Origin of the sequence: Pseudomonas sp. GL93 (assembly GCF_003408955.1) — a bacterium.
GTDB classification, from domain to species: domain Bacteria; phylum Pseudomonadota; class Gammaproteobacteria; order Pseudomonadales; family Pseudomonadaceae; genus Aquipseudomonas; species Aquipseudomonas paracarnis.
This window is the reverse complement of the sequence record NZ_NKRF01000131.1, coordinates 1-16916: the sequence shown is the minus strand read 5'-3', so window position 1 is coordinate 16916 and position 16916 is coordinate 1. Positions and strand designations below refer to the sequence as shown.

Annotated in this window: 14 protein-coding genes; 11 read left to right on the top strand and 3 right to left on the bottom strand. The window is 60.8% G+C overall.

The window, feature by feature from the left end:
• Positions 1-213: 213 nt before the first annotated feature.
• The 7 genes from CER19_RS26780 to tauD all read left to right on the top strand — a co-directional run bounded on the left by CER19_RS26780 (position 214) and on the right by tauD (position 8386).
• Entirely contained in the window at positions 214-2538 is a 2325-nt protein-coding gene (locus tag CER19_RS26780) for a Tex family protein (RefSeq protein ID WP_116668580.1), read from the top strand.
• Positions 2538-2921: a PaaI family thioesterase gene (locus CER19_RS26775; protein ID WP_057709541.1), complete on the top strand. Its 384-nt coding sequence runs from the start codon at positions 2538-2540 to the stop codon at positions 2919-2921. The genes CER19_RS26780 and CER19_RS26775 overlap by 1 nt, the downstream gene beginning before the upstream one ends.
• 214 nt (positions 2922-3135) lie before the next feature.
• A complete protein-coding gene (gene gshA / locus CER19_RS26770; protein WP_116668579.1) occupies positions 3136-4719 on the top strand; it encodes a glutamate--cysteine ligase in 1584 nt (527 codons plus the stop codon).
• Between the two features lie 208 nt (positions 4720-4927).
• Complete coding sequence (gene tauA / locus CER19_RS26765) at positions 4928-5905, top strand: taurine ABC transporter substrate-binding protein (protein WP_116668578.1); 978 nt, start codon at positions 4928-4930, stop codon at positions 5903-5905.
• Between the two features lie 17 nt (positions 5906-5922).
• Positions 5923-6702 (top strand): taurine ABC transporter ATP-binding subunit, encoded by a 780-nt coding sequence (gene tauB, locus CER19_RS26760; RefSeq protein ID WP_003187659.1) that lies wholly within the window; start codon positions 5923-5925, stop codon positions 6700-6702.
• A complete protein-coding gene (gene tauC / locus CER19_RS26755) occupies positions 6699-7535 on the top strand; it encodes a taurine ABC transporter permease TauC (RefSeq protein ID WP_116668577.1) in 837 nt (278 codons plus the stop codon). The genes tauB and tauC overlap by 4 nt, the downstream gene beginning before the upstream one ends.
• A gap of 14 nt (positions 7536-7549) precedes the next feature.
• On the top strand, positions 7550-8386 hold the full coding sequence (gene tauD, locus CER19_RS26750; RefSeq protein ID WP_116668576.1) for a taurine dioxygenase: 837 nt from the start codon (positions 7550-7552) through the stop codon (positions 8384-8386).
• A gap of 126 nt (positions 8387-8512) precedes the next feature.
• On the opposite strand, the gene mgrA is transcribed toward tauD, so the two are convergent.
• From mgrA to epsC, 3 genes are all read right to left on the bottom strand, one after another.
• The gene (mgrA, locus tag CER19_RS26745; RefSeq protein ID WP_034125489.1) at positions 8513-9550 is read right to left on the bottom strand and encodes an L-glyceraldehyde 3-phosphate reductase; all 1038 of its coding nucleotides are present in this window, start codon (positions 9548-9550) and stop codon (positions 8513-8515) included.
• A 127-nt stretch (positions 9551-9677) separates the two neighbouring features.
• On the bottom strand, positions 9678-11639 hold the full coding sequence (gene betT, locus CER19_RS26740) for a choline transporter BetT (protein ID WP_165861680.1): 1962 nt from the start codon (positions 11637-11639) through the stop codon (positions 9678-9680).
• Between the two features lie 398 nt (positions 11640-12037).
• Complete coding sequence (gene epsC / locus CER19_RS26735; RefSeq protein ID WP_014716464.1) at positions 12038-12964, bottom strand: serine O-acetyltransferase EpsC; 927 nt, start codon at positions 12962-12964, stop codon at positions 12038-12040.
• 166 nt (positions 12965-13130) lie between these two features.
• Between epsC and CER19_RS26730 the strand changes: the two genes are divergently transcribed.
• From CER19_RS26730 to tcyN, 4 genes are all read left to right on the top strand, one after another.
• On the top strand, positions 13131-14126 hold the full coding sequence (locus tag CER19_RS26730; RefSeq protein WP_116668574.1) for a D-cysteine desulfhydrase: 996 nt from the start codon (positions 13131-13133) through the stop codon (positions 14124-14126).
• Positions 14127-14398: 272 nt separating this feature from the next.
• Complete coding sequence (gene tcyJ / locus CER19_RS26725; RefSeq protein ID WP_116668573.1) at positions 14399-15193, top strand: cystine ABC transporter substrate-binding protein; 795 nt, start codon at positions 14399-14401, stop codon at positions 15191-15193.
• On the top strand, positions 15193-15858 hold the full coding sequence (gene tcyL / locus CER19_RS26720; protein WP_003187646.1) for a cystine ABC transporter permease: 666 nt from the start codon (positions 15193-15195) through the stop codon (positions 15856-15858). Before tcyJ ends, tcyL begins: the two co-directional genes overlap by 1 nt.
• 2 nt (positions 15859-15860) lie before the next feature.
• Positions 15861-16607: an L-cystine ABC transporter ATP-binding protein TcyN gene (gene tcyN / locus CER19_RS26715; RefSeq protein ID WP_014716461.1), complete on the top strand. Its 747-nt coding sequence runs from the start codon at positions 15861-15863 to the stop codon at positions 16605-16607.
• The last annotated feature ends 309 nt before the right edge of the window (positions 16608-16916 follow it).

The window sequence follows — 16916 nt, the reverse complement described above, 5'->3', positions numbered from 1 at the left end:
TGGTTATAATGCGGCGCCTGCGTGCAGGGCAACGTCAGATCGTTACCGTTTACTGCCGGGCTTTTTTTACCCGCTTGTCGTGAATTTTTCGATTTCGAGGGTCAATAGCCAGCCTCTTGACCCAGGCAGCGGCGCCAGTCGGGCCGCTCAACCAGCCTCGCCGGCCTTTTTCTACGGGCCTGCGTGCTGATTTTAAGAATTTCAGGTGGTTTTATGGACAGCATCAACAGCCGCATCGCCGAGGAACTCGGCGTACGCCCACAACAGGTCGAAGCGGCCGTCGCTCTACTGGATGAAGGCTCCACGGTGCCTTTCATCGCCCGTTACCGAAAAGAAGTGACCGGCAGCCTCGACGACACCCAATTGCGGCACCTGGAAGAGCGCCTGCGCTACCTGCGAGAACTCGACGAACGGCGTATCAGCATCCTCGCCAGCATCGAGGAACAGGGCAAGTTGACCCCTCAACTGGAACGCGACATCAAGCTCGCCGACACCAAGACCCGCCTCGAAGACCTTTACCTGCCATACAAACAGAAACGTCGTACAAAGGGCCAGATCGCCCTGGAGGCCGGCCTGGGTGATTTGGCCGATGGCCTGTTCAACGACCCATCGCTGACCCCGGAAAGCGAAGCCGTACGCTTCATCGACGCGGAAAAAGGCGTCGCCGACGTCAAGGCCGCCCTCGAAGGCGCCAAGTACATCCTGATGGAGCGCTTCGCCGAAAACGCCAGCCTCCTGGAAAAACTGCGTACCTACCTCAAGCAAGAAGCCATCCTCAGCGCCCGCGTCATCGCCGGCAAAGAGGAAGAAGGCGCCAAGTTCCGCGACTATTTTGAACACGACGAGCCGCTCAAAAGCATGCCGTCCCACCGCGCCCTGGCGATTTTCCGTGGCCGCAACGAAGGTATTCTCAGTTCCGCGTTGAAAGTCGGTGATGAATTGCCGGGCACCATGCACCCGTGCGAAGGCATGATTGGGCAACAATTCGGCATCCAGAATCAGAATCGCCCCGCAGACAAATGGCTCGGTGAAGTCGTGCGCTGGACCTGGAAAGTCAAGCTCTACACCCACCTGGAAACCGACCTGCTGGGCGAGTTGCGCGACGGCGCCGAAACCGAGGCGATCAACGTGTTCGCCCACAACCTGCACGACCTGCTGTTGGCCGCACCGGCCGGCCCGCGTGCCACCCTGGGCCTCGACCCGGGCCTGCGCACCGGTTGCAAGGTCGCGGTGGTCGATGCCACCGGCAAGCTGCTGGACCACGCCACCGTGTACCCGCACGTTCCTCACAACAAGTGGGACCAGACCCTGGCGACCCTGGCCGCCCTGTGCGCCAAGCACGCGGTGGACCTGATCGCCATCGGCAACGGCACCGCCAGCCGCGAAACCGACAAGCTGGCCGCCGAGCTGATTAAAAAATACCCAGCCATGAAGATGACCAAGGTCATGGTCTCCGAGGCAGGCGCTTCGGTGTACTCGGCGTCGGAGCTGGCTTCCAAGGAATTCCCGGACCTCGACGTGTCGATCCGTGGCGCGGTGTCCATCGCCCGCCGCTTGCAAGACCCGCTGGCCGAACTGGTGAAGATCGACCCTAAATCCATCGGCGTCGGCCAGTACCAGCACGACGTGTCGCAGCTGAAACTGGCACGCGGCCTGGATGCAGTGGTGGAAGACTGCGTAAACGCCGTGGGCGTAGACGTGAACACCGCCTCAGTAGCGCTGCTGGCGCGAATCTCCGGCCTCAACGCCACCCTGGCGCAGAACATCGTCAGCCACCGCGACGAAAACGGCGCGTTCAAAACCCGCGCCGCGCTGAAGAAGGTCGCACGCCTGGGTGAAAAAACCTTTGAACAGGCTGCTGGTTTCCTACGCGTAATGAACGGCGACAACCCGCTGGACGCGTCTGCGGTTCACCCGGAAGCCTACCCATTGGTGCAACGCATTGCCGCCGAGACCGACCGCGATATCCGCTCGTTGATCGGTGATGCCGCGTTCCTCAAGCGCCTGGACCCGAAGAAGTACACCGACGAAACCTTCGGTGTGCCGACCATCACCGATATCCTGCAAGAACTGGAGAAACCGGGTCGCGACCCACGCCCGGAGTTCAAGACCGCCGAGTTCCAGGACGGCGTCGAAGACCTCAAGGACCTGCAACCGGGCATGATCCTCGAAGGCGTGGTGACCAACGTGACCAACTTCGGCGCGTTCGTCGACATCGGCGTGCATCAGGACGGTTTGGTGCACATCTCCGCGCTTTCGGAGAAGTTCATCAAGGACCCACGTGAGGCGGTGAAAGCCGGTGACGTGGTCAAGGTCAAGGTCATGGAAGTCGACATCCCGCGCAAACGCGTCGGCCTGTCGATGCGCATGAGCGACACCCCCGGCGAGAAAATCGACGGTGCCCGTGGTGCTCGCCCAGGTTCGGCACCGCGCCAGTCGCAGAACAACGCGCCGCGCAAGGAAACCGCCACCGCCGCGCCAAGCAACAACGCCATGGCGTCGCTGTTTGCCAACGCTAAACAGCTGAAGAAGCGTTGATGGAGATTCCGGCCGGCTTGACCCAGAGCGCATTCAGCGAACTGATCGGCTGCCGCCTGCAACGCCTGGAAGAGGGCGTTGCCGAGGTGGCCCTGACCCTGGAGCCGCACCTGCGCAACCGCGCGGGCAAGCTCCATGGCGGGGCGATTTTCAGCCTGGTGGATATAACCATGGGCCTGGCCTGTTCCAGCGCCCATGGTTTCGACCAGCAGAGCGCCACCATCGAATGCAAGATCAACTATATCCGCGCTGTGGAAGACGGTGAGGTGCTGTGCACCAGCCGGGTGATCCACACCGGTCGCCGCACCCTGGTGGTCGAGGCAGACGTGTACCAGGGCGAAAGACTTGTCGCAAAAGCACAGGGCACGTTCGCTGTCCTATAGCTCCCCACCCCCGATTTGAGTTAATTTCGGCGCTGCGATAACAGCGTCGGAATTTTCTCGCTGCGCTGTAGCCCAATTCATGGAGTGAAGTCGGCAAATTCAGAGCGGGTCAAATCGACTCAAAACCAGGCGATCACGCCAGTTTCAACTTCACCCTTGTAGACCGTCCTGCCCACCCCCATATTGGGGCGACTGACGCGTGAAGGAATCCAACTTGAGCGAACTTCTCAACCGCCGCCTGGCCCTGCTCGGCAAGCGCGAACACCTCTCCCTGCTAGAGCAATGCTTGCACGGCATCGAGCGCGAATGCCTGCGCGTCACCAACGAAGGTCGCCTGGCGCAAACGCCGCACCCCGAAGCCTTGGGCGCCGCGCTGACCAATGAGCAGATCACCACCGACTACTCGGAATCGCTGCTGGAGTTCATCACCCCAGCCCTGCCCAACCCGGCCGATACCTTGAGTAGCCTGGACAAGATCCATCGCTTTGCCTACACCAAGCTGGGCAGCGAATACCTGTGGAGCCCCTCGATGCCGTGCCCGTTGCCGGCCGAGGAAGATATTCCGATTGCCTACTACGGCACCTCCAATATCGGCCAGCTCAAGTACGTGTACCGCAAGGGCCTGGCCCTGCGTTACGGCAAGACCATGCAATGCATCGCGGGCATCCACTACAACTTTTCCCTGCCGGAAGCGTTGTGGCCGTTGCTCAAGGAAACAGAAGGATTTGTCGGCACCGACCGCGACTATCAGTCCACGGCCTACATCGCGCTGATCCGTAATTTCCGTCGCTACAGCTGGCTGTTGATGTACCTGTTCGGCGCCTCGCCAGCCCTGGACGCCGGCTTCCTGCGCGGGCGCTCGCATCAGCTTGAAGTCCTCGATGCCGACACCCTGTACCTGCCTTACGCCACCAGCCTGCGCATGAGCGACCTGGGTTACCAGAGCAATGCCCAGGCCGGCCTGACGCCGTGCTACAACGACTTGGCCAGCTACACCGATAGCCTGCGCGAAGCGGTGGCAACGCCCTACGCGCCGTACGTTGAAGTCGGCACGCACAAGGATGGCGAGTGGGTGCAGCTGAACACCAACATCCTGCAGATCGAAAACGAGTACTACTCCAACATCCGTCCCAAGCGCGTGACCTACACTGGCGAGCGGCCGATCCAGGCGTTGATGGCCCGTGGTATTCAGTACATCGAAGTGCGCTGCCTGGACATCAACCCGTTCTTGCCGATGGGTATCGACCTGCCAGAGTCGCGGTTCCTCGACGCGTTCCTGCTGTACTGCGCGCTGAACGACAGCCCACTGTTCGCCAACAACGAGTGCGGCAACGCCAGCTCCAACTTCCTCAGCGTGGTCAAGGAAGGCCGCCGTCCGGGCCTGCAATTGCAGCGTGACGGCCAGCCGGTGGACATGAAGGAGTGGGCGGCCGAGTTGCTGGAGAAGATTGCCCCGCTGGCCGCCCTGCTCGATCAGAGCCATGGCATCACCGAGCACAGCGAGGCATTGGACGCCCAGTTGGCCAAGGTCAAGGACCCGTCCCTGACGCCGTCGGCTCAGGTGTTGGCAGCCATGGCTGAGCGCAAGGAAAGCTTTGCGCAGTTCTCTCTGCATCAAAGCGAAGTACATGCCGAATACTTCCGCAAGGAGCCTTTGGCGCCTGAGGAACAAGCGCACTTTGAAGAACTGGCCCGTGCCTCGCTGGCGCAGCAGGTGGAGCTTGAGCAGAACGAGGTGGGCGATTTCGATGTGTTTGTCGGCTCGTACCAGGCAAGCATCCTCGCCATCAGCAACTAAGTAGCACCCTGTAGGAGCGAGCTTGCTCGCGAAGAACCCACGGACACCGCGTTCATCCAGACTGGACGCGTCACCGTTAACGTTTTTCGCGAGCAAGCTCGCTCCTACAGTTTTAAGCTAATTCGAAAAAGTTATTTATTTTCCAATTCTTAGATCATTTAGTCTCCTCTCACGCCGACTCTCGGCCGCCTGATTGAGGAGCTTCCCCTTGAAACTGCTGACCCCTCTGCGCCTGTTGGCCGCATTGTCCTTGGCCGGTGCCAGCCTGTTTGCCCAGGCGGCGGATCTGACCATTGCTTACCAGACCACCGTGGACCCGGCCAAAGTCGCCCAAGCCGACGGCGCCTATGAAAAAGCCACTAACGCCAAGATCGACTGGCGTAAATTCGACAATGGCGCCGATATCATCGCTGCCATCGCGTCCGGCGACGTGCAGATTGGCTACCTCGGTTCCAGCCCACTGACTGCCGCAATAACCCGCAAAGTCCCTGTGCAAACCTTTCTCGTCGCTACTCAGATCGGCGGCGCCGAAGCCTTGGTGGCGCGTAACGGGTCGGGGATCAACAGCCCGCAGGACCTGATCGGCAAAAAGATCGCCGTGCCCTTTGTTTCCACCGGCCACTACAGCCTGCTCGCCGCGCTGAAACACTGGGATATCGACCCGGCCAAAGTCACCATCCTCAACCTCGCCCCACCGGCCATCATCGCCGCCTGGAAGCGCGGTGATATCGACGCCACCTACGTATGGGACCCGGCCCTGGGCGTGGCCAAAGAAACCGGCAAGGTGCTGATCACCTCCGGGGAGCTGGCCAAGTTCGGCGCGCCGACGTTCGATGCCTGGATCGTGCGCAAGGATTTTGCCGAGAAGCACCCAGAGATCGTCACCGCCTTCGCCAAAGTCACTCTGGATGCCTACGCCGCCTACCGCAAAGACCCACAAGCCTGGCTTGCCGATACCGGCAACGTCGACAAACTGGTGAAACTCTCCGGCGCCAAGGCCAGCGATATCCCCTTGCTGCTGCAAGGCAACGTCTACCCGTTGGCCGCCGACCAGGTCACCCTGCTGGGCGCGCCGACCACCAAGGCCGTCACCGACACCGCTGCGTTCCTCAAGGAACAGGGCAAGGTCGATGCCGTGCTACCCGACTACGCCCCTTACGTCAGCGCCAAGTTCATTACCAACTGACCCAGGAGTTCACTGCGATGGCCTTGCTACAACTGGAGCGCATCAGCGCACAGTACCCAGGCGCCCCGGAACCGGTACTGTCCGATATTTCACTGGAGCTTGGGCCCCAGCAGCTGCTGGTTGCCCTGGGCCCGTCCGGCAGTGGCAAGACGTCGTTGTTGAACCTGATTGCCGGCTTCGTCGAACCGTCTGCCGGGCGTATCACCCTCGATGGCGTGCCGGTCAAAGGCCCCAGCGCCGAGCGCGGCGTGGTGTTTCAGGACGACGCCCTGCTGCCCTGGCAGGACGTGCTGGCCAACGTCGCCTTTGGCCTGGAACTGGCCGGCGTGCCCAAGGCGCAGCGCGACGTGCGGGCCCGTGAAATGCTCGCGCTGGTGGACCTGGCCGGCTTCGACAGCCGCCGCATCTGGCAACTCTCCGGTGGCCAGAAGCAACGCGTCGGCCTCGCCCGCGCCCTGGCGGCTGACCCTCGCGTATTACTGATGGACGAACCCTTCGGCGCGCTGGATGCCTTTACCCGCGAACAAATGCAGGAGTTGCTGCTGCAAGTGTGGCGGCGCACGGCCAAGCCGGTGTTCTTGATTACCCATGACATTGAAGAAGCGGTGTTCCTGGCTACGGACTTGATCCTGCTCGCGCCCAACCCGGGCCAGATCGTCGAACGCCTGCAACTGGATTTCGGCCAACGTTATGCCGCCGGTGAATCAGCCCGCGCAATCAAGTCCGACCCGCGCTTTATCGAAACCCGTGAACATGTGCTGGGCAAAGTGTTCTCCCAACGGCAGGTGTACGCATGAGCAGCTACGAACTTCCCGCCACGACCAGCAAGCCGGTGGCACCTGCCGTTATTCCGGTACGTCGCAGCCTGAGCACGCGCTGGATCAGCGTGCTGACCCTGGTCGCTCTGCTCGCCCTCTGGTGGGCAGTGACCGCCACCGGTTTGATCGAACCTCTGTTCCTGCCGCCACCGTCCGCCGTGTTGCAAAAAGGCTGGCTGCTGGCGACCACCGGCTACATGGATTCCACCTTGTGGCAGCACCTGGGCGCAAGCCTGAGCCGCATCGGCCTGGGCCTGGGCTTTGCGGTGCTGACCGCCGTGCCGGTGGGGATTGCCATCGGAGCCAACCGCATTGCCCGAGGCATTTTCGATCCGTTGATCGAGTTCTACCGGCCAATTCCGCCGCTGGCCTACCTGCCGCTGATCGTGATCTGGTGCGGCATTGGCGAGCTGTCCAAGGTGCTGCTGATTTACCTGGCGATTTTCGCCCCGATCGCCATCGCGACCGCAACCGGGGTGCGCACCGTCGACCCGGCCAAGCTGCGGGCTGCGCAGTCGCTGGGCGCCACCCGCGCACAACTGATTCGCCATGTGATCCTGCCCAGCGCCCTGCCCGACATCCTCACCGGAGTGCGTATCGGCCTGGGTGTGGGCTGGTCGACCCTGGTCGCCGCCGAGTTGATTGCCGCCACCAGCGGCCTGGGCTTCATGGTGCAGTCGGCGGCGCAATTTCTGGTCACCGATGTGGTGGTGCTGGGCATCCTGGTGATCGCCCTGATCGCCTTCGCCATGGAAATGGGCCTGCGTGCCCTGCAGCGTAAATTAGTGCCCTGGCATGGCCAGGCACACTGAGTGAAGAATCCACAATGAGCAGCCTGACCGTTACCCCATTAAGCACCGCCCTGGGCGCCCAGATCAGTGGCGTCGACGTCACACAGCCGCTGAACCCTGAACAGCGCGACGCCATTGAACAGGCGTTGCTCGACTATTCGGTGCTGTTCTTCCGTGACCAGCCGATCACCCCTGCGCAACAGGCACGGTTCGCGGCAAACTTTGGCGACCTGCACATCCACCCAATCTACCCCAACGTGCCGGAACAGCCCGAGGTGCTGATCCTCGACACCGCCGTCACGGATGTGCGTGATAACGCGGTGTGGCATACCGACGTGACCTTCCTGCCCACGCCGGCCCTGGGCGCTGTGCTCAGCGCCAAGCTGCTGCCAGCCTTCGGCGGTGATACCTTGTGGGCCAGCGGGATTGCGGCGTATGAGGCGTTGTCCGAGCCGTTAAAGCGCTTGCTCGATGGCCTCACCGCCACGCACGATTTCACCAAGTCGTTCCCGCTGGAGCGCTTTGGCAACACCGCCGAAGACCTTGTGCGCTGGGAAGCAACCCGCAAGAAAAACCCGCCGCTATCGCACCCGGTCGTGCGCACGCACCCGGTGAGTGGGCGTAAATCGCTGTTCGTCAGCGACGGCTTCACCACTCGAATCAATGAACTGGAACCGGCCGAAAGCGAGGCCATTCTCAAGCTGCTATTCACCCACGCCACCCGCCCGGAATTCACCATTCGCTGGCGCTGGCAGGAGAATGATGTGGCGTTCTGGGATAACCGCGTCACCCAGCATTACGCCGTGGATGACTACCGGCCACAGCGGCGGGTGATGCACCGGGCGACGATTCTTGGCGACGTGCCATTTTAGAATCCAGCGAAGATCAACTGTGGGAGCTGGCTTGCCTGCGATAGCGCTGGTGCAGTAACAGATACAGTGACTGACACACCGCCTTCGCGGGCAAGCCCGGCTCCTACACTTACCGAGTCAGGCAGGTTATTCAGCGGTGGATGGCTTTTCCCACAAGTTGATCCCACCTTCCTGCGCAAACCGATCAATCTCCGCCAGTTCTTCTGCACTGAAGCTCAAGTTCTTCAACGCCCCGACGTTTTCGATAATCTGCTCCGGCCGGCTTGCGCCGATCAGCGCACTGGTTACCCGTGGATCACGTAATGTCCACGCCAGCGCCAACTGGGCCAGGCTCTGGCCACGGCGCTTGGCGATTTCATTCAGGCCGCGTACATGGGCGATGTTGGCTTCGGACAGGTGCTGGGCCTGCAACGAGCCGCCACCCGGACGATTGACCCGCGCATCGGCCGGTACGCCGTTGAGGTACTTGTCGGTGAGCAAACCCTGGGCCAGCGGCGTGAAGGCGATCACCCCAGCGCCAAGTTCTTCAGTGGTGTCCAGCAGGTCCTTTTCCACCCAACGGTTGAGCAGGTTGTAGGCCGGCTGGTGGATCAACAACGGCACTTTCCACTCGTTGAGCAAGGCTGCGATTTCGCGGGTTTTTACCCCGGAGTAAGACGAGATACCGATGTACAACGCCTTGCCTTGTTGCACGGCGGTGGCCAGGGCGCTGGCGGTCTCTTCCAGGGGCGTGTCGGGGTCGAAGCGGTGGGAGTAGAAGATATCCACATAATCGACACCAAGGCGTTGCAGGCTCTGGTCCAGACTCGCCAATACGTATTTACGCGAACCGCCACCCTGGCCGTAAGGGCCGGGCCACATGTCCCACCCGGCTTTGCTGGAGATGATCAATTCGTCGCGATAGTGCTTGAAGTCTTCGCGCAGCAACCGACCGAAATTGATCTCGGCGCTGCCGTAGGGCGGGCCGTAGTTGTTGGCCAGGTCGAAGTGGTTGATGCCCAGGTCGAACGCCGTGCGCAGCAAGGCGCGCTGGGTGTCGATCGGGGTGCTGTCGCCAAAGTTGTGCCACAACCCCAGGGACAGTGCCGGCAGCACCAATCCACTGCGGCCTACGCGGCGATAAGGAATAGATTCATAGCGGTTTTCGGCAGCAATGTACGTCATCGAATCCTCTCTTGATCTAGGGCAAATAAGGCCCGGGAATAGGCATATTCCCGGGCCTTATAAGCAGCTGAATCGCTTAAGTCTGCCTATACCTTTTACAGCAAAGACCTACTTGAGAGGAACGCTATCAGCGCACCAAATGCAGGAACTGCAGATGGCGCTCGTACTGGTCGAGGATGTCGTTGATGATCTGCTCCTTGGTATAGCCCACCAGGTCATAATCCTGGCTGCCCTCACTCAAGTGCACCTCCGCACGATAGTAACGGCGGTTGTTGATCTCTTTCGAACCCATGCCACCGCGGGCAAACGACGGTGTGAAATAGCCGCGCATCTGCACTTGGTAGATGAACGGATGCTCCTCGCCATGACCGATTTCCAGGCTGACGCTGTCGTTGGACGGGTCCGGCTGAGTGACCACATTCAGGCCCTTTTCGACAAACACCGCCGTCACTTCTTCGATCGCCGGGCGCACCGTCGACTCGAGGAAGCGGTACACCTCATCGCGGGATGGGAAATGCACCGCCTGGCTCAAGCGCTGGCGCCAGCCGCCTCGGCCTTTGCGCGAAGCGGAGATCGGCGCCAGGGAATGCAACTGCGCGATCTGCTTTTGCGACTCCAGGTAGAACGCCTTGTGCAACCCCCACATCATCAACAGCAGGATCAGCGAAAACGGCAGCGAGGTCAGTACCACCGCAGACTTGAGCGAGTCGATACTGCCGGCGAACAGCAACGCACTGGTGACCAGGGCGGTCATCGCGCCCCAGAACACACGTAGCCACTTCGGCCCATCTTCGTCAGCATTGCCGCCTTTGGACGAGAGGGTGGAGAGCACCACAGTGCCGGAGTCAGCCGAGGTCACGAAGAACACAAAGCTGATGAACACCGTGACCGCGATCACCGTCTTGCTCCACGGGTAGGTTTCCAGCAGCAGGTAGAGGCTCATCGATGGGTCATCGATCGCCGACTGGCCCAGTGCAGCCATGCCATGGTTGAGCACCTGGTCAATGGCGCTGTTACCGAAAATCGACATCCACGCCAGGGTGAAGCCCAGCGGAATCAGCAGCACGCCAAACACGAATTCGCGGATGGTGCGGCCACGGGAAATACGCGCGATAAACAGGCCCACGAACGGCGACCATGCAATCCACCAGGCCCAGTAGAACACTGTCCAGCCGCCCAGCCAGTCGCTCGGCTCGTTGTAGGCGTACACATCAAAACTCTTGGTGGGCAGCGCGCCCAAATAGTCGCCGATGTTCTGGATCAAGGTGTTGAGCAGGTGCTGGGTAGGCCCGGCGAACAACACGAACAGCAGCAGCGCACAGGCCAGCAGCATGTTGATGTCGGACATCACCCGCACGCCCTTGTCGACGCCGGCCACGGCCACGATGATTGCCGCGCCCATCATCAACGTAATCAGGCCCACTTGGATCCACTGGGTATGGGCAATGCCAAACAGGTAGTCCAGGCCAGAGTTGAGGTGCAGTACGCCAAAGCCCATGTCGGCACCTAGGCCGAACACGGTGGCAATGATGCCAAAGCCATCCACGGCGTAACCGATAGGGCCATTGATGCGCTTGCCGATCAGCGGGTACAGCGCCGAGCGCAACGCCAGCGGCAGGTTATGCCGGTAGGCGAAATACGCCAGGGCCATGCCGACAAACGCGAACACGCCCCAGCCATGCAGGCCCCAGTGCAGGAACAGCACCTGCATGGCCTGGCGCGCCGCATCGGCGTTCATTGCTTCGCCTTGGGGCGGTTGCACCAGATGGGTCAGCGGCTCCGAGACACAGAAGAAAAACAGCGTGATGCTGATCCCGGCGGCGAACAACATGCCGGCCCAGGACAGGTAACTGAATTCGGGCTCGTCGTGGTCGGCACCGAGTTTTATCTTGCCGTAGCCCGATAGCGCGGTGACCACCACGAAGACCAGATACAGCGTCATCGCCAGCATGTAGTACCAGCCGACCGTGTTGGCCGCCCAGTTTTGCGCCGCCAGCAGCCAGGCACCGGCCTGTTGCGGGATAGCGATGACCGTGATGCCAAACAGCAGGATGACGGTGGCGGCAAAGTAGAAAACGGGCGCATTCATGCGCACCATGCCGCTGGAAGGGGTGGACGATGCACTCATGAACGATGCACCTCAAGGTTGCGGGATATGGCTGTAAAAAACGGACTCAGCAAAGGTAAGCCTCCTGTTGTGAGCGGGCAGCGAACCACCGGTTTAACTTGAACGAACGTTCAAGTTAAACATGAATAGGCGGTCTGGGACTAATCTCGGGGCTGAGTGGTAGGTGTTTCCTACACTAGCTCAGGGATTGGTATGACGGATGAAGGAGGCAAATCGTTCAGCGACCCCACGTTGAAATACATTCTAAATGTGGGAGCTGGCTTGCCTGCGATAGCGGTGGGTCAGCCACCCTTCCTTTGACTGATACACCGCTATCGCAGGCAAGCCAGCTCCCACACTGATGGGTGTCTACTCAGGTATTACTTCTGCGCCCCATCATCATGCTGCAAGTTCGCCTGGGTGATATTCGCCCCGGCCGGCACGCTGCGGGTCAGCCACACATTGCCGCCAATGGTCGAGCCTTGGCCAATGGTGATCCGCCCCAGGATCGTCGCCCCGGCGTAAATCACCACATCATCTTCAACAATAGGGTGACGCGGGTGGCCTTTCTGCAATTGCCCATCCTCATCCGCCGGAAAGCGTTTGGCGCCCAGTGTCACCGCCTGGTAGATGCGCACCCGCTCGCCGATGATCGCGGTCTCGCCAATCACCACGCCCGTGCCGTGGTCGATAAAGAAGCTCGGGCCGATCTGCGCGCCGGGGTGGATATCAATGCCGGTGGCCGAGTGGGCGATTTCCGCACTGATGCGCGCCAGCAGCGGCAGGCCGGCACGGTACAGGTGGTGGGCCAGGCGATGGTGGATCACCGCCAGGATGCCCGGGTAGCACAACAGCACCTCATCCACACTGCGTGCGGCCGGGTCGCCGTGGTAGGCAGCCAGCACGTCGGTGTCCAGCAAGCTGCGCAGGGATGGCAACGCCAGGGCGAAATCCTGGATCAGGCGAATGGCATGGGCATTGACTTCACTGTCGTCCTCACCGCTCTGGCGCGCGGCATAGCGCAATTCCAGGCGCGCCTGGGCGAGCAAGGCGTTGAGCGCGACGTCGAGGGTATGGCCCACATAGAAGTCTTCGCTTTCTTCGCGCAGGTCCGCCGGGCCCAGGCGCATCGGAAACAGTGCGCCACACAAGGCCTCAAGAATCTGCGCCACCGCCTCGCGGGACGGCAACTCGCGGCCACCATGCTCGCCGCTCAAGCGCCCGTTGCGCGTTCGCCACTGGTCGCGGGCGCCGCGCAGCTGGCTGACGATGGTCTGCAATTGCCAATGACTGGAACGCTCACTCACGGTATTCACTCCTGACGAAATGGCCATCACTTTACGGTATGCACCCAGGCAGCTCTTAAGAACCAATGGTGTGAGCCTAAGAACCTTTCGTCATAAGCGATTGACGGTTGCCCGATGAAAAGTGCCTGCCTATAGTCCCCCCATCACTCAGCCACCGTGCGTAACCATGATCAAACAACAGCTCGACCGCTTTAACCGTCTGGAACTACTGGGCAGTGCCACTGCCCTGGAAAAACTTGAGCGGCTGTCGGCTTGGCTGGGCAGGGACATCTACGTCAAACGCGATGACACCACGCCGCTGGCCATGGGTGGCAATAAGCTGCGCAAGCTTGAATACCTGGCCGCCGATGCCATCGCCCAGGGCGCCGACACGCTGGTCACCGCCGGCGCGATCCAGTCCAACCATGTGCGACAGACCGCCGCGCTCGCCGCCAAGCTCGGCCTGGGCTGTGTTGCCCTGCTGGAAAATCCCACCGGCACCGAAGACCCCAACTACCTGGGCAACGGCAATCGCCTGCTGCTGGAGCTGTTCGACGCCAAAGTGGAGTTGGTGGAAAACCTCGACAACGCCGACGACCAACTCAACGCCCTCGCCGACCGCCTGCGCAGTAACGGCAAGAAGCCGTACCTGGTGCCTATCGGCGGTTCCAATGCACTCGGCGCCCTGGGCTACGTGCGCGCCGGGCTGGAGTTGGCCGCGCAAATTGAAGACAGCGGCATTGAATTCGCCGCCGTGGTGCTCGCCTCCGGCAGTGCCGGTACCCACAGCGGCCTGGCTCTGGCCTTGAGCGAGGCACTGCCGCAGTTACCGGTGATCGGCATCACGGTGTCGCGTACCGAGCAAGCGCAATTGCCCAAGGTGCAGGGCCTGGCCGAACGCACTGCCGAGTTGCTCGGCGTGGCTATTCCGCAAGCCTTCAAGGTCACCCTGTGGGACGAGTATTTCGGACCGCGTTATGGCGAGCCAAACGCTGGCACCCTCTCGGCGATCAAACTTTTGGCCAGCCAGGAAGGTCTGTTGCTGGACCCGGTGTATACCGGCAAGGCCATGGCCGGTTTGCTCGACGGTATCGGGCGCCAGCGCTTTGAAGAGGGGCCGATCATTTTCCTGCATACCGGTGGGGCGCCAGCGTTGTTTGCCTATGACTCAGTATTCAACTGACTGAATACGGTCGATGTGGGAGCTGGCTTGCCTGCGATTGCGTTGGGTCAGCCAAAAACTTGGCCCTGACACACCGCAATCGCAGGCAAGCCAGCTCCCACATAAGGCGCACATATTTCTAAAAAGAATATGAAATTGTATTTTTATTATTTTCAAGACTTAAAAACCCACCTTATCATCGCGCCGAAGGCGAAGACGCGCTTCGCGCTTTAGGGCAGGATACGACTACCGTGTCACCTGCTTCGCTCACCATAAAAACACAGGGGCTCTCCATGACTATTTCTGCATTTCGTCGCACGCTGTTGGTTGGCACTTTGGGCCTGGCGCTTGGCGCTGGCTGGCTGGGCCAGGCCGTTGCCGGCGAGCAGTTGAACACCATCAAGAAGGCCGGCGAGATCAAGATCGGCCTGGAAGGCACCTACCCACCGTTCAGCTTCGTCGATGAAAGCGGCAAGCTCAGCGGTTTCGAAGTGGAACTGTCCGAGGCTTTGGCCAAGGAGCTGGGCGTCAAGGTCAAGCTGCAAGCCACCCCTTGGGACGGCATCCTCGCCGCGCTTGAATCCAAGCGCCTGGACGCCGTGGTCAACCAAGTGACCATCTCCGAAGAGCGCAAGAAAAAGTACGATTTCTCCAAGCCTTACACCGTGTCCGGCATCCAGGCGCTGGTGCTGAAAAAGAACGTCGACTCGATCAAGAAAGCCGACGACCTGGCCGGCAAGAAAGTGGGTGTGGGCCTGGGCACCAACTACGAACAATGGCTCAAGGACAACCAACCTAAAGCCATTATCAAGACTTACAACGACGACCCGACCAAGTTCCAGGACCTGCGCATCGGCCGTATCGACGCCATCCTGATCGACCGCCTCGCCGCCCTGGAATACGCCAAGAAAGCCCCCGACACCGCCGCTGCCGGCGACGCCTTCTCCCGTCAGGAATCCGGTATCGCCCTGCGCAAAGGCGAGCCTGAATTGCTCGACGCGGTGAACAAGGCTCTGGACAAACTGCGCGCCGACGGCACCTTGAAGAAGCTGTCCGAGAAGTACTTCAACGCTGACGTCACGCAATAATGGAAGCAGGTTTCCAACTCGCGCTGGACTCCGCGCCCTTTCTGCTCAAGGGCGCGTACTACACGGTAATCCTCAGCCTGGGCGGGATGTTTTTCGGCCTGTTGCTGGGCTTCGGCCTGGCCTTGATGCGCCTCTCGCGCTTCAAGCTCTTGAGCTGGACCGCCCGGGTCTACGTATCGTTTTTTCGCGGCACGCCGTTGCTGGTGCAGCTGTTCTTGATCTACTACGGTTTGCCGCAAGTGGGCATCGAGCTGGACCCGATCCCGGCCGCCATGATCGGCTTTTCGCTGAACATGGCCGCCTATGCCTGTGAAATCCTGCGGGCCGCCATCGCCTCCATCGAGCGTGGCCAGTGGGAAGCCGCTGCCAGTATCGGCATGACCCGTGCGCAGACGTTGCGCCGGGCCATCCTGCCTCAGGCGATGCGCACGGCATTGCCGCCCTTGGGCAACAGCTTTATTTCATTGGTCAAGGACACGGCGCTGGCCGCCACCATCCAGGTGCCCGAGCTGTTCCGCCAGGCCCAACTGGTGTCGGCACGTACCTTCGAAATTTTCACCATGTATCTGTCCGCGGCCCTGATCTACTGGATCCTGGCGAGTATCCTGGCGCATCTGCAAAATCGTCTGGAAGACCGGGTCAACCGGCATGACCTGGAGTCTTGAGCATGATCGTGGTTGAAAAACTGACCAAACAATTCAATGGTCAGGTGGTGCTCAACGGCATCGACCTGGAGGTCAAGGAAGGCGAAGTGGTCGCCATCATCGGCCCCAGCGGTTCGGGCAAGACCACCTTCCTGCGCTGCCTGAACTTCCTCGAAGAGCCCACCAGCGGCCGTATCAAAGTGGGCGACATCGAGATCGACAGCAGCAGGCCGCTCAATCAGCAACAGGGCCTGGTGCGACGCCTGCGCCAGCATGTGGGCTTCGTGTTCCAGAACTTCAACCTGTTCCCCCACCGCACCGCGCTGGAAAACGTCATCGAAGGCCCCATCGTGGTCAAGAAGATGCCACGGGAAGCGGCGGCCGAACTGGGGCGCAAGCTGTTGGCCAGGGTCGGCCTGGCGGGCAAGGAAGCGTCTTACCCAAGGCGGCTGTCCGGCGGCCAGCAACAGCGTGTGGCGATTGCCCGCGCATTGGCCATGGAGCCGGAGGTGATCCTGTTCGACGAACCCACCTCGGCCCTCGACCCGGAACTGGTGGGCGAAGTTTTGGCGACCATTCGCAGCCTGGCCGAAGAAAACCGCACCATGGTTATCGTCACCCACGAGATGAGCTTTGCCCGTGATGTGGCCAACCGGGTGATCTTTTTCGACAAGGGCGTGATCGTCGAACAGGGCGAAGCCAAGGCGCTGTTTGCCAACCCAAGGGAAGAACGTACCAAGCAGTTCCTGAGCAAATTCCTCGCCCATTGACCCACCCTCTGTAGGAGCGAGCTTGCTCGCGAAAAACGCCCAGGCAACTCGGTCGATCTGATTCACCGCGTTATGGTTAACGTTCTTCGCGAGCAAGCTCGCTCCTACAACGGGTTACCATTTCAGCGCATAAAATCCCCCGCCGTACCCCCCCTTGAAACTCGCTCCTACACACATTTCCGAGCCCACGATACGCTCCGCTAACTCGTATCCCGAATTCTGCTTTTAAAAAACCAGACAAGTCAAAACCTTAGCAAAAGCACTGACTTTGCGGGGGACCATCATCACACCACTCAATTCGCACATGAA

What these genes read in the sequence shown, in the direction of transcription:
- CER19_RS26780 (WP_116668580.1), top strand. Translation starts at nt 214, where the DNA reads ATGGACAGCATCAACAGCCGCATCGCCGAGGAACTCGGCGTACGCCCA.
- CER19_RS26775 (WP_057709541.1), top strand. Translation starts at nt 2,538, where the DNA reads ATGGAGATTCCGGCCGGCTTGACCCAGAGCGCATTCAGCGAACTGATC.
- tauB (WP_003187659.1), top strand. Translation starts at nt 5,923, where the DNA reads ATGGCCTTGCTACAACTGGAGCGCATCAGCGCACAGTACCCAGGCGCC.
- tauC (WP_116668577.1), top strand. Translation starts at nt 6,699, where the DNA reads ATGAGCAGCTACGAACTTCCCGCCACGACCAGCAAGCCGGTGGCACCT.
- tauD (WP_116668576.1), top strand. Translation starts at nt 7,550, where the DNA reads ATGAGCAGCCTGACCGTTACCCCATTAAGCACCGCCCTGGGCGCCCAG.
- mgrA (WP_034125489.1), bottom strand. Translation starts at nt 9,550, where the DNA reads ATGACGTACATTGCTGCCGAAAACCGCTATGAATCTATTCCTTATCGC.
- betT (WP_165861680.1), bottom strand. Translation starts at nt 11,639, where the DNA reads ATGAATGCGCCCGTTTTCTACTTTGCCGCCACCGTCATCCTGCTGTTT.
- CER19_RS26730 (WP_116668574.1), top strand. Translation starts at nt 13,131, where the DNA reads ATGATCAAACAACAGCTCGACCGCTTTAACCGTCTGGAACTACTGGGC.
- tcyJ (WP_116668573.1), top strand. Translation starts at nt 14,399, where the DNA reads ATGACTATTTCTGCATTTCGTCGCACGCTGTTGGTTGGCACTTTGGGC.
- tcyL (WP_003187646.1), top strand. Translation starts at nt 15,193, where the DNA reads ATGGAAGCAGGTTTCCAACTCGCGCTGGACTCCGCGCCCTTTCTGCTC.
- tcyN (WP_014716461.1), top strand. Translation starts at nt 15,861, where the DNA reads ATGATCGTGGTTGAAAAACTGACCAAACAATTCAATGGTCAGGTGGTG.